Raw genomic sequence first — 25,025 nt, forward strand, 5'->3', positions numbered from 1 at the left:
GATCAAAACTCCGGATTGGCCGTCGTATCCTTCTTGATCCGCGGCGCGACCAGCGGCTCACCGTTCACCACGAACCATACGTTCTCCGCGATATTCGTCGCATGGTCACCAATGCGCTCGATGTTCTTCGCCATGAACAACAGGTGCGTGCACGGCGTGATATTGCGCGGGTCTTCCATCATGTAGGTGAGCAGGGCGCGGAAGACCAGGGTGTATTCCTCGTCCAGGCGAGCATCTGCTTTCCACACTTCATAAGCGGCTTCGGCGTCCTGGTCGTGGTAAGCCTTGAGCACGTCGCGCAGCTCTTCGATGGCGAGCTCGGCAAGGTTCGCGAGGCCGCCAACGACAGCGATCGGCGCTACACGGCTAAGCGGAATGGAACGCTTCGCCACGTTGGCGGCGTAGTCGCCGATGCGCTCGATGTCCGCGGCGATGCGCAGCGCGGCGAACACGCTACGCAGATCGCCGGCGATCGGTGCGCGCAGGGCCAGCAGGCGAACGACGTCCTGGCTGATTTCCTGCTCGAGCGCGTCGATGGCTTCGTCGTTGTCGACGACGCGCTGGGCAGCGCGCTCGTCACGACGCTGGACCACGTCGATGGCGGCTTCGAGCTGGGCGACGGCGAGTTCGCCCATCTTGACGATTTCGCCGGTGAGGCGCTTCAGTTCGTCGTCGTAGCTCTTGATGATGTGCTGGTGCGGAGTGTTCATCGCATGCCTCGTAGGGGGGCTTAGCCGAAACGGCCGGTGATGTAGTCTTCGGTCTGCTTTTTGTTCGGCTTGGTGAAGATCTTCTCGGTCCGGTCGAACTCGATCAGCTCACCCATGTACATGAAAGCGGTCATATCCGAGCAGCGTGCGGCCTGCTGCATGTTGTGCGTGACGATGACGATGGTGAACTGGCTCTTCAGCTCTTCCACCAGCTGCTCGATGCGGCTCGTGGCGATCGGGTCGAGTGCCGAGGTCGGCTCGTCGAGAAGGAGCACTTCCGGCTTCAGCGCGATCCCGCGGGCGATGCACAGACGCTGCTGCTGACCACCGGAGAGGCCGAGCGCGCTCTGCTTGAGCTTGTCCTTCACTTCGTCCCACAGCGCGGCACCACGCAGGGCCTGCTCCACGCGGCCTTCCATGTCCGTGCGGTTGAGCTTTTCGTGATGGCGGATGCCATAGGCCACGTTCTCGAAGATGGTCATCGGGAACGGCACGGGCTTCTGGAACACCATGCCGACCTTGCTGCGCAGGCGGTTGAGCGAGTACTTCGGGTCGAGGATGTTCTCCCCATCGAGCACGATTTCGCCGCTGGCACGCAGGTTCGGGTAGATCGCGTAGATGCGGTTGAAGATGCGCAGCAGGGTGGACTTGCCGCAGCCGGACGGACCGATGATGGCCGTGACCTTCTTCTCCGGCACGTCCATGGCGATGCTCTTGAGCGCGTGGAACTCGCCGTAATGGAAGTTGAGATCGCGCACGGTCATCTTCGCCGGCACCTGGCCGAGATCGACGTCCGACCCATGGGCCGAGGTGCCGAAACCCGGCTTGGAGGCGACTTCGTTCATGTTAGTCATGGGACACCTTGGAGCGCGAGAATACAAAGCGGGCGACGAGGCTGAGCGCCAGTACGAACATGGTCAGGACGAACGCGCCGGCCCAGGCGAGGGTGTTGATGTCCGGGCTCGGGTCCTTCGTGTATTCGTAGATGACTTGCGGCAGGCTCGGCATCTTGTCGATCGGGTTGAACGTCATGAAGTTGTTGCCGAACGCCGTAAACAGCAGCGGTGCCGTTTCGCCACTGATGCGGGCGAGGGCGAGCAACACACCGGTGACAATACCCGACCGCGCGGCGCGGATCAGGATCTGCACGGTGAGCTTCCACTGCGGTACGCCGAGCGACAGCGCGGCCTCGCGCAGCGTGCCCGGCACCAGGCGCAGCATTTCGTCGGTGGTGCGCACGATGACGGGCAGGGCGATCAGGGCCAGTGCGATGCCGCCAGCGATGCCGGAGAAAGTCACGTCGCCATTGGTCAGCCACTTCGAGGGCAGCACGACGATGGTGTAGACGAACAGGCCCAGCACGATCGACGGCGCGGACAACAGGATGTCGTTGAGGAAGCGGATGGTCGGACCGAGTTTCGAGCGGCGCGAATATTCGGCCAGCCAGGTTCCCGCCATCACGCCGATCGGCGTGGCGATGAGGATGCCGATCACGTTGAGGATCAGGCTGCCGACCATGGCATTGGCCAGGCCGCCTTCCTCGCGGTAAGCGGTGATCTTGGTGAACAGCGCGGGCTTGAGGCCGGCGATGCCCTGGCTCAGTGTCTCCCAGAGGATCCACGCCAGGAAGAGCAGGCCGATGCCGGTGGCAACGACACTCAGGATCATCGCGACGATGTTCTTGATGCGGCGCGTGGTGTAGAGCGAGGCGGACATCAGGAGCCTTCCTTCGAAGCCAGGCGGCGAAGCATGAGGCGAGCGATCGTCAGCACGATGAAGGTCACCACGAAGAGCAGGAAGGCGATCGCCATCAGCGCCGACTTCTGCAGGCCTTCCGCCTCACCGAACTGGTTGGCGATGGTCGAGGCGATGGAGCTGCCGGTCTCGAGGATGGACGGCGTGAACTTGAACGTGTTGCCGAGGACGAAAGCCACGGCCATCGTTTCGCCCAGCGCACGGCCCAGGCCGAGGAAGATGCCGCCGATCACAGCGGTTCGGGTGTAGGGCACGACGATGTCCCAGACCACTTCCCATGTGCTGGAACCCAGCGCATAGGCGGACTCCTTCAGGCGGGTGGGTACGGTCTGGAAGACCTCACGCATCACCGAAGAGATGAACGGGATGATCATGATGGCGAGCACCAGGCCCGCCGTGAGCACGCCCGCGCCGAAGAACGGGTATTCGCTGGAAAAGAACTTGGCGATGAACGGTACGTGCTGGACCAGCCAGGAAATCTTGCCGTCCGGCGGATCCGCGCTGAGATTGTTCATCAGCCACGGCTTGATATACGTCGCGACGAACGGGGCGAAGATGAAAAGGCCCCACATGCCGTAGATGATCGACGGGATGCCGGCGAGCAGCTCGATGGCGGAACTGACCGGACCGCGCAACCAGTTCGGAGCGATCTCGGTAAGAAAGAGGGCGATGCCGAAGCTGACCGGCACAGCGAAGATGAGTGCGATGAGCGCGGTGGTCACCGTGCCCATGACCGGTACGAGGGCGCCGTACTGGTTGTTGGTCGGGTCCCAGGCAGAGCTGGTCAGGAAGCCCCAGCCGAAGGTGGCGAACGCATCACGACCCAGCCACAGGGTGGACGCCGCCGCGCCGACCAGTGACACCAGGACGATCAGGGCGCAGGTCTTGAGCAGCCCTCCGAACAGGCGGTCGTTGCGCGTATCCCTCGCGTTGCGCGCCGCTTCCTCCGCACGCGCGGTGGTAGGAGCGTTGCTGCTGACGGTCGCATGCATGATGAGTGCGTTTCCCCGGGCCTATGCAAAAGTGTGGGTCGCCGCTCCCTGGGGAGCGGCGACCCGGTTTCCTACTCTGGGCCGCTTATGTGTCAGCCGGCCTGTCGAGAAGGATCAGTTCTTGTACTCGGCAGCCCAGTAGGCTTCGATCTGCTTGACCAGCGTGTCCGGCAGGGCGACGTAGTCGAGCGAGGCAGCCTGCGACTGGCCGTTCTCCATGGACCACTTGAAGAAGTCGAACGCGACCTTGGTGTGCGAGGCGTTCTTGGACTTCTTGTACATGATGATCCAGGTCGTCGCCGTGATCGGCCATGCCTGGTCGCCCGGGGCATTGGTCATGATCAGGTTGAAGTCCTTGGCGCTCTTCCAGTCAGCCGTCGAAGCAGCAGCGGCGAAGGTGACGGCGCTCGGCTCGATCCACTTGCCGGCTGCGTTCTGCAGCTGGGTGTAGGAGATCGCGTTCTTCTTGGCGTAAGCGTATTCGACGTAACCGATCGAGCCCGGGATCTGGCGAACGTACTGCGAGACGCCTTCGTTACCCTTGCCGCCGACGCCGGCCGGCCACTCAACGGCGGTGCCGAACTTGACCTTGGACGCCCACTCCGGGCTGACCTTGGACAGGTAGTTGGTGAAGTTGAACGAGGTGCCCGAACCGTCCGAACGATGCACGACGGTGACCTTCACGTCCGGAATCTTGACGCCCGGGTTCAGGGCGGCGATGCGCGGATCGCTCCAGCGGGCGATCTTGCCCAGGTAGATGTCGGCGAGAAGGGCGCCGTCCAGCTTCAGCTGGCCAGCGGCCACGCCCTGCAGGTTGACGATGGGAACGATGCCGCCGACCACTGCCGGGAACTGGCCCAGGCCGAACTTGGCGAGGTCTTCGGCGCTCATCGGAGCGTCGGAGGCGCCGAAGTCGATGGTGCCTTCCTTGATCTGGGCGATACCTGCACCCGAACCGACGGACTGGTAGTTCAGCTTATTGCCCGTCTTCTCGGCGTACGTGGCGGACCACTTGGAGAGAACAGGGTAGACGAAGCTCGAGCCAGCGCCGGTGATGTCGGTGGCCTGAGCGGACATGCCGAACAGCGAAGCAGCGACCAACGCGGCGATGCGGAGTTTGCGTGTGAACACGGAGTAGTCCTCGGAAGAATGAGTGTCAGGCGAAGCCCGCCCGGGGCTGTATTCCAGCCCTGCCGTGTTGCAATGAGACGTACTGAATGTTTCAACTGGATGACAGCAGCCACTTTGCTGTCATATTCAGGAACTTACGAAATGTCTCAGACCGCGATCGGGGTCGTCTGGTCGCGCTCGAAGAGCTCCAGTCGGCGCCAGCGGTTCACGATTTCGCAGAACAGCTCGGCGGTGCGCTCGGCATCGTAGATGGCCGAATGCGCTTCGCGGCTGTCGAAGCTGAGGCCTGCGGCGAGCACGGCCTTGCTCAGCACGGTCTGCCCGTAGGCCAGGCCACCGAGAGTGGCAGTGTCGAAGCAGCTGAAGGGGTGAAACGGATTGCGCTTATGGCCCACCCGCCGCACCGCCGCATTAAGGAAGGCAAGGTCGAAGGCCGCGTTATGGCCGACCAGCACCGCACGTTGGCACTCCGCGGCTTTCACCGCCTCGCGCACCGCATTGAAGATGTGGTCCAGCGCCTGGCGCTCGGGCAGGGCGCCGCGGAACGGGTGATCCGGGTCGATGCCGGTGATTTCCAGCGAGCGCGGGTCGATGTTGGCGCCCGGAAAGGGCTCCACGTTTGCCGCCACGGCCGGCTGGGGCACGAGAAGCCCCGAAGGCTCCATCTTGACCGCGACCACGGCGATTTCCAGGAGCGCGTCCCGTTCGGAGTCGAAACCACCGGTCTCGACATCCACGATCACGGGAAGGAAGCCCCTGAACCGCCCGGCGATCGCCGTAGCGGTGCTGTTACTCGTCGTATCCATACCGCAAAGGATATCAGCCCGGGGCCTTATGAGGCGCTCGCGTTAAGCGGATGTACTCGTGTCGTCATTCTGTAACAAAAAAGGCATGGAACGGTAAGGCCAGCGGCTCATCCTTCGCGCCGTTGGCCCCGCTTGAGGTTTTTCGGACACAAAGATCTCAGGAGGGGGACAGGGGAAAACACTTAATCCATACCTAGCGGAGAAATCCCATGCGTTCCAAGTTGCTCACGGTGGCCATCGCTGCCGGTCTGGGCGTGACGAGCTTCTCGGCCCTCGCCGCGACTACCAAGTCGCAGCCGCCGGCTCGTGTCACGGTCGACGCCGCCACCCTTCAGCAGCTGCAGGCGCAGCTCGCCGCGCTCCAGGCCCAGGTCGCTGACCTCCAGGCCAAGCAGGAAGCCCAGGCTGACGCCCAGGTCGAGACCGCCAAGGCCGTCAACGACGTCCAGGTCGCTGCTACCAAGCCGACCGAAGACCTCTCGAAGAAGCTCGATGCGTTGAACAAGATCGTCGACAACACGAAGATCGGCGGCACGATGTTCTTCGACGCGACGAACCAGACGCACGACGAGAAGGTCGGTGCTGGCCCGAACGTCAAGAAGGACGGCCACGGTTCCACGAACGGCACCGGCTTCGACGTCAAGCGCTTCTACCTGACCGTCGACCACAAGTTCAACGACACCTGGTCGGCCAACCTGACCACCGACTTCAGCTACCAGTCGTCGCTGTCGTCCACCAGCCTGTTCGTGAAGAAGGCCTACGTGCAGGGCAAGTTCGATCCGCTCTTCACGGTCCGCTTCGGTGCGGCTGACATGCCCTGGATCCCGTTCGTCGAGAAGTGGTACGGCTACCGCTACGTCGAGAACACCATCACCGACCGTTCGTTCGAAGGTGGTCGTAGCGGTGGTACCGCAACCGCCGGCGGCGTTGGCGCGTTCGGCAACTCGTCCGACTGGGGTGTCCACGCTCTGGGTGCCACGACCGGCGACAACTCGGTCAACTACCAGGTGTCCGTCGTCAACGGTCGCGGCTACCGCAACCTGAGCCGCTCGAACAGCGTCGATACGGAAGCCCGCTTCGGCTACTCGCCGATCGAGCAGATGGTCATCGCCGTCGGTGGTTACTCCGGCAAGCGCGGCAACGACACCGAAGGCGGTGCTCCGACCCGTACGGCGACCCGCGGCGACGCGCTCGTTGCCTGGCGCGACTCGAACTTCGGCGCGGGTGTGGAATATTTCCACTCCCAGAACTGGGACGACATCCTGAAGTACGCCGGCACCGGTCCGGGCGTGGGCGCTGCGGCGGGCACGACCAAGGACAAAGCCGACGGCTACTCGGCATGGGCCGATTGGCACTTCTACGACCAGTGGGCGGTCTTCGCTCGCTATGACAACCTCGATTACAAGTACAACAACCTTGTCCAGGTTCAGGAAAAGATCAAGGACAAGTACTACAACGCCGGCGTCTCGTACGACGTGCTGAAGAACCTGAAGCTGGCGCTCGTCTACAAGCACAACAAGCTGGACGGCCCGTACGCCACCCCGTACCACTACAAGACCAACGAAGTGGGTTTCTGGGGCATGCTGAGCTTCTAACGAGCATCGGAACGGAGTTCTCCTCAAGGACGAACAAACGGCGGGCGCAAGCCCGCCGTTTTCTTTTGTCTGCGAATCGTCTCAGAGCCGCCGGATCCCTATGGACGTCTAATTCCTGAATCGCAGCCACCGGATTTATTGCGGAGAAATGCTGCAATCCATTGCGGCCCATCGCCTCCGGAGTTGCAATAGGCAGAAGTCTGAATTTGCTGCGTCGCCGCACTTGCGATTGTCACAATGCCTCGCGTACGTTCGGCGACATGGCTACGTCCCCGACATCCTTCCTGCGCCGCTTCGCGAGCACGTTCTTCGTGTTCATCGCGTTGTTCGTCGCATGCATGGGCGTCCAGGCCGTGCCTTGTGACCGTGACGCCGCTTACGACAGCACGCCCGGCCATGTAGTGGCCCTGGCTGCCGACGACGGCTCCGCGCCCGCCGAAGACAGCACGTTGCCCTCGCTTGAAGACAACAGCGGCGGCCTCGACGACACCTTCGATGTGCCCACCGAGCACGTGCTGACTGTGCCGCACCTTGTTGCCGCCAGCCATTCTGATGTGGCCCCGGCGCCGCACGCGCATCACCCCAGCCTCGACCTGCGCCCCCCTATCGCCGGCTGATCGAAGCTCGCGTGCGCGTCCTGCGCACGCCCTGTAACACCGAATCCATTCCCCTGCGTGCCGACACGAGTCGGTCGCCAGCGAGCGTGCGCGCTCGCCACCCTATCCTCGCTAAAGAGAGAGCATTGCCATGGAACGTCTCATCCAGGGTTTCGAAGAGTTTCGTCGTGACATGACCTCGGAGCACCGCGAACTGTTCGCGCGCCTTGCTTCCGTCCAGACGCCGCACACCATGTTCATCACCTGCGCGGACTCGCGCATCATGCCGGAGCTGATGTTCAACGCTCAGCCAGGTGATCTCTTCGTCTACCGTAATGTCGGCAACATCGTCCCGCCCTACGCACAGCACGTGAGCGGTGTGGTCGCCGCCATCGAGTACGCGGTCACTGCCCTCAACGTGCAACACATTGTCATCTGTGGCCATTCGGACTGCGGCGCGATGAAGGCCCTGCAGAATCCGGCCGCGCTCAAGGGCAAGCCGTCCGTCGAGCAGTGGCTGAAGCACGCCGACGTCGCCCGCTATGTGGTCGAGAAGAATCGTCCGACTATCCACGGTGCAGAAGGGTTGCGCTACCTCACCGAGGAGAACGTGGTGGGTCAGCTGGAGAACATGCGTACCTTGCCAGCCGTTGCAGCAGCGATGGCGAACGGCAGCCTGCGTATCCATGGCTGGATCTACGACATCGCGAAGACGGAGATCACCGCCTTCGACCCGATCGAAGGACGCTTCCGTCCGCTGGATTCGAGGGATTCCAACGTGCCCGATGCCACGCCGCATGCACGCTTCTCGACCCCGCAACCGATCGCGTCCGCCGCTTAAACCAGGAAGCTTTTCATGCGCGCTTATTTTTCCCAGGGCCTCTTTGGCCGCGACCTCCTAGGATCGGTGGTCGTCTTTCTTGTCGCTCTGCCGTTGTGCATGGGTATCGCGATAGCGTCGGGCATGCCGCCCAGCGCAGGGTTGATTTCCGGCATCGTCGGCGGCCTTATCGTAGGCGCCATCGCCGGCTCACCGCTGCAGGTCAGCGGGCCGGCGGCGGGCCTCGCGGTCCTGGTGTTCGAACTGGTGCGCGAGCACGGCGTGGCCGCCCTCGGTCCCGTCGTGCTGTTGGCCGGCCTGATCCAGGTTGTTGCCGGGTTGTGCAAGGTGGGCGTGTGGTTCCGCATGACCTCGCCGGCCGTCGTGGCCGGCATGTTGTCGGGTATCGGCATCCTCATCGTGGCGTCGCAGTCGCATGTGCTGCTCGACGCCATTCCCAAGGCTCGTGGCCTGGAGAATTTCGCCGCACTTCCCGCAGCGGCGTGGGAGTCGGTGACCGGCGCAGCCGAAGGGCAGGCCCCGGCGGCCCTGATGATCGGCCTCGGTACGATTGCCATCATGTTGTTCTGGGAGAAGCTGCGGCCTGCGAAGCTGCGCTTCGTCCCGGGCGCCTTGCTTGCGGTGGTCGCCATGACCCTGGCAGCGCAGTTCGGCGGCTTCGATGTCAAACGCGTGGATGTACCGGCGAACCTCTTCGCGGCGGTGAGCCTGCCGAGCATGGGCAGCCTGTTCGGCTTGTTCGATTCGTCGCTGCTGGTCGCAGCGGTCACCTTCGCCTTCATCGCCAGTGCGGAAACGCTGCTGTCAGCGGCGGCGGTCGACCGGATGCACAATGGTGTTCGTACCAACTACGACCGAGAGCTGACAGCGCAGGGCGTGGGCAACATGATCTGCGGTGTCCTCGGTGCGTTGCCGATGACCGGCGTGATCGTGCGCAGTGCCGCGAACGTTCAGGCCGGCTCGGCGACACGCATGGCGGCCATCATGCACGGCGCATGGTTGCTGGCCTTCGTCATGCTGCTGCCGTGGCTGATGCGGATGACTCCGGTCTCCTGCCTTGCCGGCATTCTTGTCTACACCGGCGTCAAGATGGTCAACCCGAAGCAGATCAAGGATCTCGCCGCTTACGGCAAGGGTACGGCGGCGGTTTACGTCGCAACGACAGTAGCCATCGTCGCGACCGATCTGCTCACCGGTGTGATCGTCGGCTTCGGCCTGTCGTTGTTCCGCCTCGCGCTGCTTTCTTCGAAGATGCGCATGGACGTGGAACACCATGACGAGCCGGGCAAGGCCACGCTCCATCTGGAAGGCTCTGCGACGTTCCTGAAAGTGCCGAGCATGGCGCGCACGCTGGCCACGGTGCCGCCGAACACGCGTCTGAGCGTCGTCATGGACCGCCTGCAACACGTGGACCAGGCGTCGCTGGAGCTGCTGCGCGAGTGGGGCCAGAACGCTTCCAAGCGCGGATGTGAGTTGGTGGTCGACTGGAAGGAGCTGAATCGCCGCGTCGAAGGTTCCCGCCAGGCCGCCTGATCCATGCGCTGACCCACCGGCAAATCGCTTCTGTAGGAGCCGATTCATCGGCGAACGGGCGTTGCTACGTAGCTACGCCTTATCGCCGATGAATCGGCTCCTACCGAGCAAGGTGTCGTCGGTTCGACGTGTGTTGCAAGAATACGAAAGCCGGCCTTAGTCAGGCTTTGTTTTTAGCTTGTACGCGCAGAGATCGATAATCGCGCAGCTCGGGCATTCCGGTTTGCGCGCCTTGCACACATAGCGCCCGTGCAGGATCAGCCAGTGGTGCGCGTCCTGGATGAACTCCTTCGGGATCACCTTCTCCAGCTTGTCTTCCACCTTGCGCACGTCGGCGCCCGGCGCGAGGCCAGTACGGTTGGCGACGCGGAAGATATGTGTGTCGACGGCGATGGTCGGCTGGCCGAAGGCGGTATTGAGCACTACATTGGCGGTCTTTCGTCCCACGCCTGGCAGCTCTTCGAGGGCTTCGCGCGATTGCGGTACTTCACCGTCGTAGCGGTCGACCAGGATCTGGCTCATGGCGATCAGGTTCTTCGCCTTGTTGTTGTAGAGCCCGATGGTGCTGATGTAGGTCTTGAGCTTGTCGACGCCCAGGTCGAGGATTTTCTGCGCCGTGTTCGCTACCGGGAAGAGCTTGCGCGTGGCCTTGTTTACGCCAACGTCGGTGGCCTGTGCCGAGAGTGCGACAGCGGACAGCAGTTCGAAGGGCGTGGTGTATTCGAGTTCGGTTTTCGGGTGCGGGTTCAGTTCGCGAAGACGGCTGAACATCTCGATCACATCGGCCTTTTTCATGGGCTGTCCTTTTTCCGCGCCTTGGCGCGCGCGAGGGCTTCGAGTACGGCGTTTCGCGCGGTCGGTGCCGCGACGTCACTCTTGCTGGTGGCGAGCCGTTCGTCACGCGCGGCGCGCTCCCGACCCAGGCGTGCCTCGCGACGCGTGAAGTGGATGCGTGCGGCGTCGGCGTAACGGCGGTCGTCGGCCTGGGCCAGTGGCATGGGATCCAGCGTGATGCAATCGACCGGGCAGGCGGGAACGCACAGCTCGCAGCCCGTGCAGAGGTCGCTGATCACCGCATGCATCAACTTCGCCGCACCGACGATCGCATCGACCGGGCAGGCCTGGATGCACTTGGTGCAGCCGATGCAGTCCGCTTCGATCACGCGTGCCAGCGTGCGCGGCTTTTCGACGCCGCGAGAGGTGTCCAGCGGGACGACAGGGCGATCCAGCAGGGCGGCAAGGCGCGCGATACCGACATGGCCGCCCGGCGGGCAGCGGTCGATGCCGGCCTCGCCCGCGGCGATGGCGTCAGCGTAGGGACGGCAGCCATGGAAGCCGCACTGCTCGCATTGGGTCTGCGGGAGCAGTGCGTCGATCCGGTCGGCGAGCGTTGGCGTCATGGCTGGCGCGTTGCCGAAGGGTGGATCAGCGAACGGTGGCGCCCGGCGCCGCGCCCTGGTCGGCGTCGAGCAGGAACAGGTCCGCGCCACCATCGCCCGCCGAGAGGATCATCCCTTCGGAGAGGCCGAAGCGCATCTTGCGCGGCGCGAGGTTGGCGATGAAGACGACGTTGCGACCGATCAGCTTTTCGGGCTCGCCATAGGCCGCGCGGATACCCGAGAAGATCTGGCGCTTGCCCAGCGGGCCAGCATCGAGTTCGAAGCGCAGCAGCTTGTCGGATCCGTCGACGAATTCGCAGGCCAGTACCTTGCCGATGCGCAGGTCGAGCTTGGCGAAGTCGTCGATGGAAATGGTGGCGGCCGTCTCGGCGGTGGGGGCGGTATCGGTCATGGGCTGGGTGGCTTCTTTGGACTTGAACGGTTTCTTGGCGGCAGGCGCATTCGCCTTGACCTGCTCGGCGGGCGTCAGCGATTCCTTCGATGCATCGACCATGGCTTCGATCTTTTTCGGATCGAGGCGGCCGAACAGCGGTGTGAAGGCGTTGACGGTGTGGCCATGCAGTTCACGGCGGGCGTCGGCGAAACTGTCGACCGGTGCGCCCAGGAAAGCCTCGGCAGCGGCGACGGTCGTCGGCAGGATCGGCTTGAGCATGCCGGACAGCAGGCGGAAGGCGTTGATCGCGAACGAGCAGACCTGCTGCAGTTCGTCGCGGCGCGCCTCGTCCCGTGCAATGACCCAGGGGGCCTTGGCGGCAATATAGCCGTTCACGGCATCGGACATGGCGACGAAGCGACGCGAGACTTCGGCGAAATCATCCGCGTCGTAAACCGTCTCGATGCCGTCGTACTGGGCGAGCAGGTCGAGCCAGATCGCCTGGGCTTCGTCGTCGAAACGATCGGCCAGCTTGCCGGCGAAATGCGTATGCAGGAACCCGGCGGTGCGGCTGGCGATGTTCGCCCACTTGCCGACGAGGTGCGAGTTGACGCGATCTTCGAACGACTTCAGGTCGAGATCGACATCGACCGGCGTGGCGCTGAGCATCGTCGCGAAGTAATAGCGCAACGCTTCCGGATCCAGGCCTGACGCTAGGTATGTGCGTGCCTGGATGAAGGTGCCGCGCGACTTCGACATCTTCGCGCCGTTCACTGTCAGGTAGCCATTGACGTGTAGTGCCGTCGGCACGCGCATCTTCGCGCCATGCAACATCGCCGGCCAGAACAGGCCATGGAAGTTGATGATGTCCTTGCCGACGAAGTGGTGCATCTCGGCCGTGCTGTCCGGGCCGAGGAAGTCGTCGAAGCGCAGGTCGGTGCGGTCGCAGAGCGCCTTGAAGGAAGCCAGATAACCCACCGGCGCGTCGAGCCAGACATAGAAGAACTTGCCGGGCGCGTCGGGAATCGGGAAGCCGAAGTAGGGCGCATCGCGGGAGATGTCCCAGTCGCGCAGGCCGCCGTCGAGCCACTCGGCAAGCTTCGCGGTGACACCGCTGTTGGCGACCGGCTTTCCACCGGTGAGCTTGCCCGCGAACCAGTCGCGCAGCAGCTGCTCGAACTTGCCCAGTTCGAAGAAGTAGTGCTCCGAGTCGCGCAGGATCGGCGTCGCGCCGGACATCACCGAATAAGGGTTGATCAGGTCGGTGGGCGCATACGTGGCGCCGCAGTTCTCGCAGTTGTCGCCGTACTGGTCGGGCGTGCCGCAGTTCGGGCAGGTGCCCTTGATGTAGCGGTCCGGCAGGAACATGTCGCGCTCGGGATCGTACAACTGCTGGATGTCGCGACGGGCGATGTAACCGGCGTCGCGCAGACGCGTGTAGATCGAGGTCGCGAGTTCGCGATTCTCGGGCGAGTGCGTCGTGTGGTACTGGTCGTAGCTGAAGTGGAAGTCGGTGAAGTCCGCTTCGTGACCCGCGCGGATGTCCGCGATGTAGTCCTCCGGCGTCTTACCGACCTTCTCGGCCGCGAGCATGATCGGCGTGCCGTGGGCGTCTTCACCGGCGACGTACCACACCTCGTTGCCCTGCATGCGATGCGCACGCGCCCAGATGTCGGCCTGGATATAGCCGAGCATGTGGCCCAGGTGCAGCGGGCCGTTGGCGTAGGGTAGGGCGTTCGTTACGAGTATGCGGCGGGCCATGATTCGCGCGGTCGGCTGATGGACCGGGGATTATGGCATGTAGGAAATGTGGGAGCCGCTCCAGCGGCGAAACGGACATGTGGGAGCCGCTTCAGCGGCGAAAAGCCAACGGAGCGGTTTAGCCGCGACGCCAATCGCCGATAAATCGGCTCCCACAAAAAGCCCTGCTTTAGTCGGCCCGGACCCATTCCTGGCTGCGGCCGATCAGCGAGAAGCCGATGTAGCCGTGGACGTCGAGCTTCTTGCCGCCGTCGACCAGCTTCACCGTGACCTTGTAGATCTTGCCCTTGGCCGGGTCGAGGATCTGGCCGCCGGACCATTCGTCGCCGTCCTTCTTCAGGCCCCACATGATGGTCATGCCTTCGATCGGCTTGTCTTTGCGCTCGCCGTCGCACTTCTTGCAGACCGGATGGATGTCGGTCGGGTCGTCGGGCTTGAGTACCTGGAGCACCTTGCCCTGGAGCAGGCCGCCGTTATCGGTGATCTCCACGATGGACTTCACCTGGTGGGTGTCGTCGTCGATGGTCTTCCACTTGCCGACCGGCGTGTCGGTGGCGGCCAGGGCGGGGAGGGCGCTCGCGGCAAAGGCGAGGGCAAAGGTGGCGCGGATCAGCGGCTTCATGTGTTGCGGGGCTCCCCATACGGTCAGGTATGGCCGGAGCCTGACGAGGCGCGTTGCGGGCGTCAAGCTGCAACGCGCCAGAGGGCGGCCCTGACGGGCAAGCCCGGCGGGAGCGGGCACGCACTGGCATAATGGGCGATCTTCGATTTTGCTCAAAACTCCTCATGACCCAGCTCACCGAAACCCTCGTACGCGGTCTGCTCGATCGCGTCATCGACCCTCATTCCGGTCAGGCGCTGAGCGCCGCGGTTCGCGCCGTGGGCGTGGACGGCAGCCGCGTGTCGGTCGATATCCAGCTTGGCTACCCGGCCGTGGGCTACGTGGAGAGGGCCGCCGCCGAGGCGAAAGCGGCGCTGGAAGCCGATCCGGCCATCGACGCGGCGGCTGTGTCGGTCACCTGGCGCGTCCACGCGCATAAGGTGCAGGGCCAGCTGGCGCCCCTGCCGGGCGTGAAGAACATCATTGCCGTCGCGTCGGGCAAGGGCGGCGTGGGCAAGTCCACCGTCTCGGTCAACCTCGCCCTGGCCCTCGTAGCCGAAGGCGCCACGGTGGGCATCCTCGACGCTGACATCTACGGCCCCAGCCAGCCGCGCATGCTCGGCCTGACCGGCAAGCCCAGCTCGCCGGACGGCAAGAGCATCGTGCCGATGCGTGCCCACGGCCTGCAGGCCATGTCGATCGGCGTGCTGATCGAAGAGGACACGCCAATGATCTGGCGCGGCCCCATGGTCACCCAGGCCCTGATGCAGCTGCTGACGGATACCCGCTGGGAGGAGCTCGACTACCTCATCATCGACCTGCCCCCGGGCACGGGCGACATTCAGCTGACCCTGTCACAGAAGGTGCCGGTCTCCGGCGCGATCATCGTCACGACCCCGCAGGACATCGCCTTACTCGACGCCCGCAAGGCGTTGGGCATGTTCCGCAAGGTGGAAGTGCCGGTGCTGGGTGTGGTCGAAAACATGGCTACGCACATCTGCTCGAACTGCGGCCACGAAGAGCACATCTTCGGTCAGGGCGGCGGGGCGCGCATGGCGGCAGAGGCTGGCATCCCCTACCTGGGCGACCTGCCGCTGGATATCCGCATCCGGCAGCAGTCGGACGAGGGCAAGCCCACGGTGGCGGCCATCCCCGACTCCGACCTGACGGCCCGCTACCGCGCCATTGCGCGCTCGACGGCGGCCCGGCTGTCGTTGCAGGCCCGCAACAAGGCCATTTCCTTCCCCAAGATCGTCATCCAGAACACGTAAGTGGCGTGTTCGACGGCGTTCCTATACCTTTCCGGCTCCAGCGAGGGAGATCAGTTAGTGAGCATCAAGTCCGACAAGTGGATCCGCCGCATGGCCGCGGAGCACGGCATGATCGAGCCGTTCGCGCCTGGCCAGGTCAAAGAGCGCGACGGCCAACGCCTGGTGTCCTATGGCACGTCCAGCTATGGCTACGATGTCCGCTGCGCTGCCGAGTTCAAGGTGTTCACGAACATCAACTCAACCATCGTCGATCCGAAAGCCTTCGACGAGCGCAGCTTCGTCGACGTGCATTCGGATGTCTGCATCATCCCGCCGAACTCGTTCGCACTGGCCCGCACGGTTGAGTACTTCCGTATTCCGCGCCAGGTACTGACGATCTGCCTGGGCAAAAGCACCTATGCCCGTTGCGGCATTATCGTGAACGTGACGCCGCTGGAGCCGGAGTGGGAAGGTCACGTGACCCTGGAGTTCTCGAATACCACGCCGCTGCCTGCCAAGATTTACGCCAACGAAGGCGTCGCTCAGATGCTCTTCCTCGAATCCGATGAGGAATGCGAAGTTTCTTACGCCGATCGCGGTGGCAAGTACCAGGGACAGCGCGGCGTCACGCTTCCGAGCACCTGAACGGCTCTTCACGTCGCAGACGCGCCCGACACGGGCGCGGGTTAAACTCGCCCCTTCCACGCCTTATTGAATGCACGGAGACACGCATGATCCGAGTTCCCACCCTGATGGCCCGCGCCGCCGCGGCGATTCTTCTCGCCAGCATGCTCGTGCTTGCCGGCTGCCACAGTGGCGCCTCGAAGAATGACCACATTGCCACGACGCAGGGTCAGTTCGACTACACCATCAAGGCGTACAAGAGCGGCCAGTTCATTGTCGACGGTGCCGTGCTCTCGGCCGCCGATACCGGCAGCCACTTCGCCTACCTGAAGGACCAGGGCAAGCTGCCCAAGACCGTCCTCGTGCTGCCCAGCGACGACTCGAAGATCCGTGACAACCATCTCGGCTTCATGGCTCGCATGGCGCTGGATTACAACTTCGCCGTTTACTACGACAAGAAGGGCGAGCTGGTTCGCCTGAACGCCGTTGAGTCCGAGGCTCGTCAGCTGGAAGACACGCCGAACAAGGGCGCCCTGCCTGATCGCATGGCAGGTAAGGAAGCCTCCAGCAGCCCGTATGACACGCAGAACGGTGGTGGCGGCAACGTCCAGCCGGGCGGCCAGCGCTAACCCCTAGGGGTTACCGTTCCGCAAAAAACGAGCCCTGCTCGCGACCGCTTTCAGCGGCTCGCCGCAGGGCTTTTTCTTTGGAGCCCAGGTGACCCTGCTTTCGCTTGGTAGGAGCCGATTCATCGGCGATCCCTAACCGTGTCGCAACCCCCATCGCCGATGAATCGGCTCCTACGAGAGCGCTGGCGCGAGACGTTGGCGGATGGCATCGATCAGGCGCTCTGCCTCACCCGCGGCATAGGGCTCGGAACTGCCCGACCCCCACACAGGCCCCGGCCACGCGGCGTCGCCCTCACGGCGCGCCACCACGTGGACGTGGAGCTGCCGCACGATATTGCCCAGGGCGCCGATGTTGAGCTTGTCGCAGGGCGTAACGGCCCGGAGCGCGGCGCTGGCGGCGTCGACTTCCCGCCAGAGCAGGGCGCGATCGCCCTCCGTCAGGTCCGAGACCTCGACCCTGCCTGCGAGGCGAGGCACCAGGACCAGCCACGCGAAGCGGCTGTCCCGGATCAGCAGGACGCGGCAGAGCGCCAGGTCGCCGACCACAAGGGTGTCGCCAGCGAGACGGGCATCGAGTTCGAACGGTGTGCTCACGCCAGTTCGCGCGCAAAGAACGACAGGGTGCGCTCCCAGGCCAGCTTCGCGCTGGGCTCGTCGTAGCTGCCGCGCACGTCGCAGTTGAAGCCGTGATCGGCGGGGTAGACCCAGGTGTCCATCTCCGGCTTCAGCTCGCGGTGCTTTTCCACCATCTCCGGCGGGATCGAGTGGTCGCGTTCGCCGAAGTGGAAAATGACATTGGCCCTGGCCGGCTCGGTCAGGAAGGGCAGGTTACGCGAGCCGTAGTAGCTGGACGAGGGCAGGCCAAGGCGCAGGGCCGCCAGCGCGGCCACGGTGCCGCCCCAGCAGTAGCCCACCGTGCCCACCTTGACCTTGTACTGGTCGGCGATGAGGGCGGCGGCGATACCGACATCCTGCAGGGGGCGCAGGAGGCCGAGTTCGGAGATGTATTTCACGCCCTTCTGCATGCCGTCCTGGTCGTAGCCGAGCTCCACGCCCGTCTGCACCGGGTCGAACAGGGCAGGAGCAATGGCGACATAGCCCTCGGCGGCAAAGCGGTCGGCCACGCTGCGGATATGGGCATTGACCCCGAATATCTCCTGGATCACGACGACACCACCCTTGGGCTTGCCTTTCGGCTCGGCCAGGTAGGCGTCCATGCTCTCGTGAGGGCGGGAGGTATCGAGGATTAGCGTGCGGCCCATGGGGTGGGTCTCCGTGGCTGTGAGAAAGGTCCCCAAGCGTAACCGGCGGAGAGTGTCCATGGTGTGGCGGCGAGAGATGAGCGAAGCTGCGTACCTGCCATGTCCGCTTTCGACCCACAGCGGACGTCGACGAAAGCCTGATCGGGGATCAGACATTGGAACTTCTGCCACAAGAGAAAGAGCTCCTCCGCAGAATCGATGAAGTCCTCCACTACGTGTGGGATCCGATCGGCGTCGCCGGCGTCCCCCAAGCCAGGGACGAGTATGAAAGCTATGTCCCCCATGTGTTTCAGCTTCTCAAGGGCACGGAAGACGGAAAGGATGTCGCCGATTATTTGCTTTGGTTGAGCACGGAGCACATTGGAATGGGGCCTAACCCAAGTCACGATGCCGAGGTGGTTGACGTACTCCTGGCATGGCGCGATCACCTTACTGAGTGAGCTCAAAAGGGTGGCTGCACGGGCCGGGAAGCGCGCGGCAACGCTGAAGCGTTGAAGCCAGCGTGTGGGCATGCCGAAGCCATGTAGGAGCCGATTCATCGGCGATCCCCGCGGCAGCGGCCAGGGGGGGCGAGCACCCTATCGCCGATGAATCGACTCCTACCCAGCGGGCCCGGATACAGCCGGAAGGGGCGTGAAGGACCGCCCGGCCCTGCGGCCGTCAACCCGCTATAATGCTCGGCTTCCTACACCCCGGTACCCACGGCAATGTCCCAGGCCGCACCCAAAGTCGGTTTCGTCAGCCTCGGCTGTCCGAAAGCGCTCGTCGACTCCGAACGTATCCTCACGCAGCTCAAGGTCGAGGGCTACGAGATCGTCCCGAGCTACGGCGAGGCCGATGCCGTGGTGGTGAACACCTGCGGCTTCATCGACTCCGCTGTGCAGGAATCGCTGGACGCGATCGGCGAAGCGCTGCACGAGAACGGCAAGGTTATCGTCACCGGCTGCCTCGGCAAGCGTTCGGAACTCATCCGCGAAAGCTATCCGGATGTGCTCTCGATCAGCGGACCGCAGGACTACGCCAGCGTGATGAGCGCGGTGCATCAGGCCATCCCGCCCACGCGCAACAAGTTCCTCGATCTGGTACCCGACATCGGCGTGAAGCTCACGCCCAAGCATTACGCGTACCTGAAGATTTCCGAAGGCTGCAATCACCGTTGCAGCTTCTGCATCATCCCGTCGATGCGCGGCGATCTCGTCAGCCGTCCGGTCGACCAGGTGCTGATGGAAGCGGAGAAGCTGGCCAAGGGCGGGGTGAAGGAGTTGCTCGTCATCTCGCAGGACACCAGCGCATACGGTGTGGATGTCCGCTACGCCGAGCGCGAATGGCGCGGCAAGTCGTATCGCACGCGCATGACGGAACTCTGCGAAGGGCTGTCGGAACTCGGCATCTGGACGCGCCTGCACTACGTCTACCCGTACCCGCACGTCGATGAAATCATGCCGCTGATGGCGGACGGCAAAATCCTTCCGTACCTCGACATTCCGTTCCAGCACGCCAGCCCGCGCATCCTCAAGCTGATGAAGCGCCCGGGCAATGTCGACAAGACGCTGGAGCGTATCCAGAACTGGCGTCGCCAGGTGCCGGATCTCACCATTCGCAGCACCTTCATCGTTGGCTTCCCGGGCGAGACCGACGCGGAATTCCAGGAACTGCTCGGCTTCCTTCGCGAAGCCGAACTCGATCGCGTCGGTGCGTTCGCCTACTCGCCGGTGGACGGCGCAAAGGCCAACGATCTTCCCGGCCAGATCGACGAAGAGCTCAAGGAAGACCGCCTCGAGCAGTTCATGGCGGTGCAGGCGGAGATCTCCGCGGCCAAGCTGCAACGCAAGGTCGGCAGCACGATCAAGGTGCTGATCGACGAGATCGATGCCGACGGTGCCTGGGGTCGTTCCAGCGCCGATGCGCCGGAAATCGACGGTGCCGTGCGCATCGACGATGGCCAGATGCTCAAGCCGGGTCAGTTCGTCGACGTGCTCGTGGAAGAGGCCGACGCACACGACCTTTACGGTCGTCTGGCGTAAGTCCCATGCGGTATGTGGCGCCCTCGCGTGACACGCTAGAGCGAAGCGTGCTCGTGTCGCCGCCACTATCGCAGTGGAACGACTTCACCGCGTTGATCGATGGGCTCGCGTGGCCCACGATCGACGCGCTGAATGCCTTACTGCCGGAGACATCGGGCGTGCGTTTCGTGACGCAGGACCCCGCGCTCCTCGCGGATGGCCTTCATTACGAAGAGCGCATCGCGCGCCACGGCGCCATCGCCACCCGCCCCGAAAACTGGCACGACCTGTTCAACGCCTTCGTCTGGCTTCGCCATGGCGCGCTCAAGCGTGCACTGAATGCGCGGCAGATCGCCGAGATCGCGGTGATGGGCGCACGGCAGCGCTCGCGCGCGCAGTGCGCGCTGACGCACTTCGACGAGGCCGGGATGGTGGTGACGTTGCAGGATCCGGCCATGCTCGCTGCGTGGGATGTGCATGACTGGCACACCCTGCTATGGACGCACCGGGAGGCGTGGCTCGACGGCCGGGCCCGCGTGGAGATATTCGGCCATGCGCTGCTCGAACATGCGCTGACGCCGGACAAGCTGCTCGTCGGCAAGGCACTGGTGGTAATGGGCGAGGGCGACGCCAAGGCGGTCTGCGCCCGTGCGATTGCTGCCGGCAAGGTGCTCAACGATCCACAGGAGCTGCGCCCGTTACCCGTATCGGGCGTGCCAGGCTGGCATGTGGGCACCGCCGTGGAGTCGTTCTACACGACGGCGCCGTGTTTTCAGCCCTTGCGCGCAGGCAGGACGTATCCTGCGCCGTTGGTAAACCGGTAGGTCTGGATCGGCGGGCCTAGATCAGGCCATGGTCGCGGACATACTCGCCCAGCAGGCTGTCGTGATCCACGCCGAGCTTGCGCATGGCGTCACGTTTCTGCCGGCTGATGGTTTTCACCGACTTGCCTTCCTGGTCGGCGATCTGCTGTAGCGACATGCCCTGGACGAACATGCGGATGACGTCCACCTCGCGTGGCGACAAGGGCGTGCCGGGCATCGCCACGGACGTTTCGTCGGCCTCGTTGAGGATGTCGAGCAAGGTTTCGCTGAGGTAGGTTTCGCCGTCGTGCACGGCACGCGCGGCGGTCGCCAGCTCATCCATCGGCGCCCGCTTGTCGATGATGCCGCGTGCGCCGCGGCTGAGCATGGACTGCAGCGCGGCGGGGCGATTGATCATCGTCAGGACGACCAGGGCGACGTGCGGAAATTTCTTCGTGATCGTCTCGAGCAGGGGGAATCCATCGTCCTGCCGATCGCTCGGCATGAGAAAATCCGTAATGACGACATCGCATTCGTGCTCTGCGAGCATGCTCAAAAGCTCGTCCGCTGCCTTGGCCGCACCGACGACCTCGATGTGCGCATTCTCCAGCGCAAGCCTTCCCCCAACCAGAACCAGGGGGTGATCGTCTGCCAGAATGACCTTGAGTGGCATGCCTTGTGTTCTCCTGTTGGCGTGTCAACGCGGCGTATAGAGCTGATTATGCCTATGAAGTTCCCCTGACGAAGCCTGTGACGTGATTCGACGAATCCTCCTGTTAATACTGGTTGTGCTCGCGGGCCCGGTCTCGGCCATGCCCGATACGCCGCTGCCGCCTGAAGACCGCGAATGGCTACGCCACCATCCGGTGCTCACGGTGGGCGCCTATCGCGAGGGCTATCCGCCGTTCGAAGAACTGCGCGAGGGTGAGCTGGAGGGGTTGGGCCCGGACTATCTGCACGAGATCGCGGGGGAGCTCGGGGTGACCCTGCAGACCCGCACCTACGCTACGTGGCCAGAGTTGCTCAAGGCGCTGGCCCGCGGCGACATCGATGTCGCTACCTCCGTGACGCCGCTGGAAAAAGGCATGCCCGGCATCCGCGTGGGTGCCACGTATTTCGAGTCGCTGCCGGCGCTGGTCGAGCGGATCGACGTGCCGATCATTCATCGCCCGGGCGAACTGAGCGGCAAGCGCCTTGCGGTACATACCGGCTATTTCGATATCGGCGCATTGCGTCGCGAGCTGCCTGAGACGACGCTGGTGGAGACCGGCACAACCGCGGAGGCACTTGCGCTGGTGCGTTCCGGCGCCGTCGCCGCCTATATCGATAACCCCTACTCGGCACGCGAGTTCGTCGCCCGGCTGGGGCTCGAGAACGAACTGCGTGTTGGAGGGCCACTGGCGCTCCCGATCAGTGCGCTCGCGTTCGCTGTGCCTGCCGATCGCGCGCCCCTGGGGGACGCCATCGACCATGCCCTTGGTGAACTCACCGCAGCCGACCATGGCCGCCTGCGTGCGCGCTGGGTCGGTCGCGATATTGCTCCCCGGCCTCGCCAGGACGGCATCCCGCTAAGCGAGCGCGAGAAGGCCTGGCTGGCGGCGTTGCCACCGCTGCGGTTGGGTGTCGACCCGAGCTACGCGCCTTTCAGCCTGATCACCGGACAAGGTGAGGCCGAAGGTCTTTCCCTCGACTACGTACGTGAGATCGCCGCGGAGTTGGGCATCCGGATCACCCAGGTGCCCAGCGAAAACTGGGCCGGTACGGTCGACCGGGTGAAGAAGGGCGAAGTCGATCTCGTCGCCGCGATCAATCCGCAAAGCGCGACGTTTCCCATCCTCGAAGCCAGCGTTCCCTACCTCGACTTCCCGATCATGATCGTCACCCGCGAAGGCGCGCCGACGATTGCCGGCCGTGACGACCTCGCGGGCAAGCGCGTGATCGCCAACATGACGCGCGAGCCGATCCGGCGCCTGCTGGGACGGATTCCGGGCGTCCAGGCCATTCCGGTGGACACCGAAGCCGAAGGCTTGCGCCGGCTTGCGGCCGGCGAAGGCGACGCCTTCGTCGGCAACCTCGCCTCGGTCGACTACCTGATCCGCGAGAACTTCCTTGGTCAGCTGAAAGTCGCTGCCCCCACGGGCGAGTCGGAAGCCATCGCGATCGGCGTCCGTCGCGAACTGGCACCGTTGCTCCCGCTGGTGAACCGCGTACTGGTGAACCTGCCGACGCATCGCCAGCAGGAGATTCGCAATACCTGGTTCGCGTCGCATTACGTGGTCGGTCCGACGTGGCGGGAGGTGGCCGGGCGCGTGCTGCCTTTCGTCGCGGTCCTGCTGTTCTCGCTCATTGCGATCAGTTACGCCTACCTGAACCTGCGTCGGGAGACGCGCCGTCGCGAGCGCACGGAACGGCGTCTGGCCGAAGTCACCGCCCATGTGCCGGCCGTGGTCTATGAAGCCCTGCGTGGTACGGATGGCAGCTATGCGATGACTTACGTCGGCGGCGATCCGCAGCGTGTGCTAGGTATGGAACCTGCCGAAGTGCTCGGCGGTGGTGAGGCCATGCTGGCGCCCATCCCGCCCGAGGATCGGGAAGCGCTGCGCGCGGCCTTCGAGCGCTCGGCACGTGAGCTCGCACCGTTGCACGTGACGGTGCGCGCGCAGATCGGCGGCCGTGTGCGCTATCTCAGTTCGGATGCCGTGCCACTGGCCGCTGCCGACGGTACGGTGCGCTGGAACGGCTACTGGGTGGACGTCACGGCGCAAGAGCAGGCAGCCCGGGGCCTCGCGCACGCACGCGACGAGGCCGAAGCCGCGACGCGTGCGAAGAGCGACTTTCTCGCCACGATCAGTCACGAAATCCGTACGCCGATGAACGGCGTGATCGGCTTGCTCGACGTGCTCGAACGCACGCGGCTGGATACGGAGCAGCGCAAGATGGTTTCCACCATCGAGCACTCGGCGGAGGCCTTGCTGCACATCCTCGACGATGTGCTCGATTTCTCCAAGATCGAGGCGGGGCATCTCACCTTCGAGCCGCGGCCATCCGATCCTCGCAGCATCGTCGAAGGGGCGGTGGCGATCCTCGCGGCGCAGGCGGAAGCGAAGGGGCTGACGTTGCAGACCCGCTTCGACGAGGCGCTTGCGGCCGGTGTTCTGGTGGATGATGGGCGGCTGCGTCAGGTGTTACTCAACCTCATCGGTAACGCCATCAAGTTTACGGGTTCGGGCAGCGTCGACGTGGAAGTGCGGGTCGATGAAGCACTCGCCTCGAGCCAACGCCTGCGTTTCATCGTTACCGATACCGGTATTGGCATTCATGCCGCCAAGCTGCGCCATGTGTTCGCGCCTTTCAGCCAGGCTGAGTCGTCGACTACACGTCGGTTTGGCGGCACGGGCCTGGGTCTGAGTATCTCGCGGCGCCTGATCGAACGCATGGGCGGTCACATCGCCATCGACAGCGAGCCGGGGCAGGGCACGACGGTGACCGTGACGCTGGATCTTCCCATCGCGGAGCTACCGTTACCCACGGCCGACATGCGCGCCGACCTGCCCTTGCCGACGCGAGCGCTCCGTGCCGGCGCGCGCATTCTTCTGGCCGAAGATCATCCGGTGAACCAGGCCCTTGTGCGCGTGCAACTGGGCATGCGCGGCTATACGTGTGACGTGGTCGAGGATGGCGTAGCGGCGATCGAGGCGATGGAAGCGCAGTCCTATGACCTTCTTCTCGTGGATTGCCACATGCCGCGTATGGATGGTTATGCGGTGGCGCGTGAAGTACGTCGCCGCGAAGCCGGTACCGGGCGTCGTCTCGCTATCGTCGCCATGACGGCGGACGCGCGTGCCGACCAGCGCGAGCTTTGCCTGGCGGCTGGCATGGATGATCTGTTGCGGAAGCCGATCCGGCTGGAAGCGTTCCACGACGTCGTGGCGCGTTGGCTGGAAGAGGGCGCGTTGGCCGAGCCGGTGATCGACATGGCGCGTCTGCGACGTGCGTTCGGTTCGGACGAGAACGTTGCCAGCGTCATTCGCGCCGGCGTGGACGCGACGCGGGAGGCCTTGGACCGCCTGCCGGATGTGATCGAACGCGCCGACCGCGATGAAGTCGCGGGGTGGATTCATCATGTGCTTGGCGGGGTGAATGTGTTCGGGCCGTCGAAGGTTGCCGTGGACGGCGAGCGGATGGAACTGGCGCTGCGGGAAGGGGGCGATGTCGATCGCGATGAGGTGGGGGTGTTCGCGCGGGAAGTAGGGGGGTTCACCGATGGACTGGAGCTCGTGGCCAGCCGGTTGGGTATTGCTTCGTAGCCTTCGCCGATGAATCGGCTCCTACCAGGCAGGTCATCGCACCCTGCAGGTCA

Annotated in this window: 23 protein-coding genes; 10 read left to right on the forward strand and 13 right to left on the reverse strand. The window is 64.1% G+C overall.

Translation table 11 applies throughout. The annotated features are described in order from the left end of the window. Positions 1–2: 2 nt before the first annotated feature. The 6 genes from phoU to rnt all read right to left on the reverse strand — a co-directional run bounded on the left by phoU (position 3) and on the right by rnt (position 5,394). The gene (gene phoU, locus HB634_RS07140; RefSeq protein WP_063571069.1) at positions 3–710 is read right to left on the reverse strand and encodes a phosphate signaling complex protein PhoU; all 708 of its coding nucleotides are present in this window, start codon (positions 708–710) and stop codon (positions 3–5) included. 20 nt (positions 711–730) lie between these two features. Then, positions 731–1,474: a phosphate ABC transporter ATP-binding protein PstB gene (pstB, locus tag HB634_RS07145; protein ID WP_231873861.1), complete on the reverse strand. Its 744-nt coding sequence runs from the start codon at positions 1,472–1,474 to the stop codon at positions 731–733. Between the two features lie 82 nt (positions 1,475–1,556). Next, the gene (pstA, locus tag HB634_RS07150; RefSeq protein ID WP_063571067.1) at positions 1,557–2,426 is read right to left on the reverse strand and encodes a phosphate ABC transporter permease PstA; all 870 of its coding nucleotides are present in this window, start codon (positions 2,424–2,426) and stop codon (positions 1,557–1,559) included. Continuing rightward, on the reverse strand, positions 2,426–3,457 hold the full coding sequence (gene pstC / locus HB634_RS07155; protein WP_063571066.1) for a phosphate ABC transporter permease subunit PstC: 1,032 nt from the start codon (positions 3,455–3,457) through the stop codon (positions 2,426–2,428). The genes pstA and pstC overlap by 1 nt, the downstream gene beginning before the upstream one ends. A gap of 114 nt (positions 3,458–3,571) precedes the next feature. Further along, a complete protein-coding gene (gene pstS, locus HB634_RS07160) occupies positions 3,572–4,588 on the reverse strand; it encodes a phosphate ABC transporter substrate-binding protein PstS (RefSeq protein ID WP_063571065.1) in 1,017 nt (338 codons plus the stop codon). Positions 4,589–4,734: 146 nt separating this feature from the next. After that, the gene (rnt, locus tag HB634_RS07165; protein ID WP_063571064.1) at positions 4,735–5,394 is read right to left on the reverse strand and encodes a ribonuclease T; all 660 of its coding nucleotides are present in this window, start codon (positions 5,392–5,394) and stop codon (positions 4,735–4,737) included. Positions 5,395–5,603: 209 nt separating this feature from the next. On the opposite strand from rnt, the gene HB634_RS07170 reads away from it, so the two are divergent. From HB634_RS07170 to HB634_RS07185, 4 genes are all read left to right on the forward strand, one after another. After that, positions 5,604–6,989, forward strand: coding sequence for a carbohydrate porin (locus tag HB634_RS07170; RefSeq protein ID WP_213948096.1), 1,386 nt, complete (start codon positions 5,604–5,606; stop codon positions 6,987–6,989). 260 nt (positions 6,990–7,249) lie between these two features. Next, positions 7,250–7,606, forward strand: coding sequence for a hypothetical protein (locus tag HB634_RS07175; protein ID WP_213948097.1), 357 nt, complete (start codon positions 7,250–7,252; stop codon positions 7,604–7,606). Between the two features lie 130 nt (positions 7,607–7,736). Next, positions 7,737–8,426 carry a carbonic anhydrase gene (locus HB634_RS07180; RefSeq protein WP_063572886.1) on the forward strand — a complete coding sequence of 230 codons (690 nt, stop codon included), beginning with the start codon at positions 7,737–7,739 and terminating at the stop codon, positions 8,424–8,426. Between the two features lie 15 nt (positions 8,427–8,441). After that, complete coding sequence (locus HB634_RS07185; protein WP_213948098.1) at positions 8,442–9,959, forward strand: SulP family inorganic anion transporter; 1,518 nt, start codon at positions 8,442–8,444, stop codon at positions 9,957–9,959. 156 nt (positions 9,960–10,115) lie between these two features. Here the strand turns inward: HB634_RS07185 and nth are convergent, their stop codons facing one another. The 4 genes from nth to HB634_RS07205 form a co-directional block, all read right to left on the reverse strand. After that, on the reverse strand, positions 10,116–10,754 hold the full coding sequence (nth, locus tag HB634_RS07190) for an endonuclease III (protein ID WP_213948099.1): 639 nt from the start codon (positions 10,752–10,754) through the stop codon (positions 10,116–10,118). Next, positions 10,751–11,359, reverse strand: coding sequence for an RnfABCDGE type electron transport complex subunit B (locus HB634_RS07195; RefSeq protein WP_213948100.1), 609 nt, complete (start codon positions 11,357–11,359; stop codon positions 10,751–10,753). The genes nth and HB634_RS07195 overlap by 4 nt, the downstream gene beginning before the upstream one ends. A 25-nt stretch (positions 11,360–11,384) precedes the next feature. Beyond that, complete coding sequence (gene metG / locus HB634_RS07200) at positions 11,385–13,493, reverse strand: methionine--tRNA ligase (RefSeq protein WP_213948101.1); 2,109 nt, start codon at positions 13,491–13,493, stop codon at positions 11,385–11,387. A gap of 169 nt (positions 13,494–13,662) precedes the next feature. Beyond that, positions 13,663–14,115 carry a DUF2147 domain-containing protein gene (locus HB634_RS07205; RefSeq protein WP_063573579.1) on the reverse strand — a complete coding sequence of 151 codons (453 nt, stop codon included), beginning with the start codon at positions 14,113–14,115 and terminating at the stop codon, positions 13,663–13,665. A 164-nt stretch (positions 14,116–14,279) separates the two neighbouring features. Here HB634_RS07205 and apbC point away from each other — a divergent pair, with 164 nt between their 5' ends. The 3 genes from apbC to HB634_RS07220 all read left to right on the forward strand — a co-directional run bounded on the left by apbC (position 14,280) and on the right by HB634_RS07220 (position 16,597). Further along, entirely contained in the window at positions 14,280–15,365 is a 1,086-nt protein-coding gene (gene apbC, locus HB634_RS07210; RefSeq protein ID WP_213948102.1) for an iron-sulfur cluster carrier protein ApbC, read from the forward strand. Between the two features lie 57 nt (positions 15,366–15,422). Continuing rightward, positions 15,423–15,989, forward strand: a complete 567-nt coding sequence (gene dcd, locus HB634_RS07215; RefSeq protein WP_063573581.1) for a dCTP deaminase — start codon at positions 15,423–15,425, stop codon at positions 15,987–15,989. Between the two features lie 86 nt (positions 15,990–16,075). Next, positions 16,076–16,597: a hypothetical protein gene (locus HB634_RS07220; protein WP_063573582.1), complete on the forward strand. Its 522-nt coding sequence runs from the start codon at positions 16,076–16,078 to the stop codon at positions 16,595–16,597. A 171-nt stretch (positions 16,598–16,768) separates the two neighbouring features. On the opposite strand, the gene HB634_RS07225 is transcribed toward HB634_RS07220, so the two are convergent. Then, positions 16,769–17,191 carry an HIT domain-containing protein gene (locus HB634_RS07225; protein WP_213948103.1) on the reverse strand — a complete coding sequence of 141 codons (423 nt, stop codon included), beginning with the start codon at positions 17,189–17,191 and terminating at the stop codon, positions 16,769–16,771. Then, a complete protein-coding gene (locus tag HB634_RS07230) occupies positions 17,188–17,859 on the reverse strand; it encodes a dienelactone hydrolase family protein (RefSeq protein ID WP_213948104.1) in 672 nt (223 codons plus the stop codon). Before HB634_RS07230 ends, HB634_RS07225 begins: the two co-directional genes overlap by 4 nt. A 707-nt stretch (positions 17,860–18,566) precedes the next feature. On the opposite strand from HB634_RS07230, the gene rimO reads away from it, so the two are divergent. Both rimO and HB634_RS07240 read left to right on the forward strand, forming a co-directional pair. Further along, positions 18,567–19,883: a 30S ribosomal protein S12 methylthiotransferase RimO gene (gene rimO, locus HB634_RS07235; RefSeq protein WP_063574184.1), complete on the forward strand. Its 1,317-nt coding sequence runs from the start codon at positions 18,567–18,569 to the stop codon at positions 19,881–19,883. 53 nt (positions 19,884–19,936) lie between these two features. Then, positions 19,937–20,686, forward strand: a complete 750-nt coding sequence (locus tag HB634_RS07240) for a DUF3025 domain-containing protein (protein WP_345777473.1) — start codon at positions 19,937–19,939, stop codon at positions 20,684–20,686. Between the two features lie 16 nt (positions 20,687–20,702). On the opposite strand, the gene HB634_RS07245 is transcribed toward HB634_RS07240, so the two are convergent. Further along, positions 20,703–21,338 carry a response regulator transcription factor gene (locus HB634_RS07245; RefSeq protein ID WP_213948106.1) on the reverse strand — a complete coding sequence of 212 codons (636 nt, stop codon included), beginning with the start codon at positions 21,336–21,338 and terminating at the stop codon, positions 20,703–20,705. Between the two features lie 139 nt (positions 21,339–21,477). On the opposite strand from HB634_RS07245, the gene HB634_RS07250 reads away from it, so the two are divergent. Beyond that, positions 21,478–24,972 (forward strand): transporter substrate-binding domain-containing protein, encoded by a 3,495-nt coding sequence (locus HB634_RS07250; RefSeq protein WP_213948107.1) that lies wholly within the window; start codon positions 21,478–21,480, stop codon positions 24,970–24,972. The last annotated feature ends 53 nt before the right edge of the window (positions 24,973–25,025 follow it).

It is taken from the genome of Luteibacter sp. dw_328, assembly GCF_018449605.1.
In the GTDB taxonomy this organism is placed as follows: Bacteria; Pseudomonadota; Gammaproteobacteria; order Xanthomonadales; family Rhodanobacteraceae; genus Luteibacter.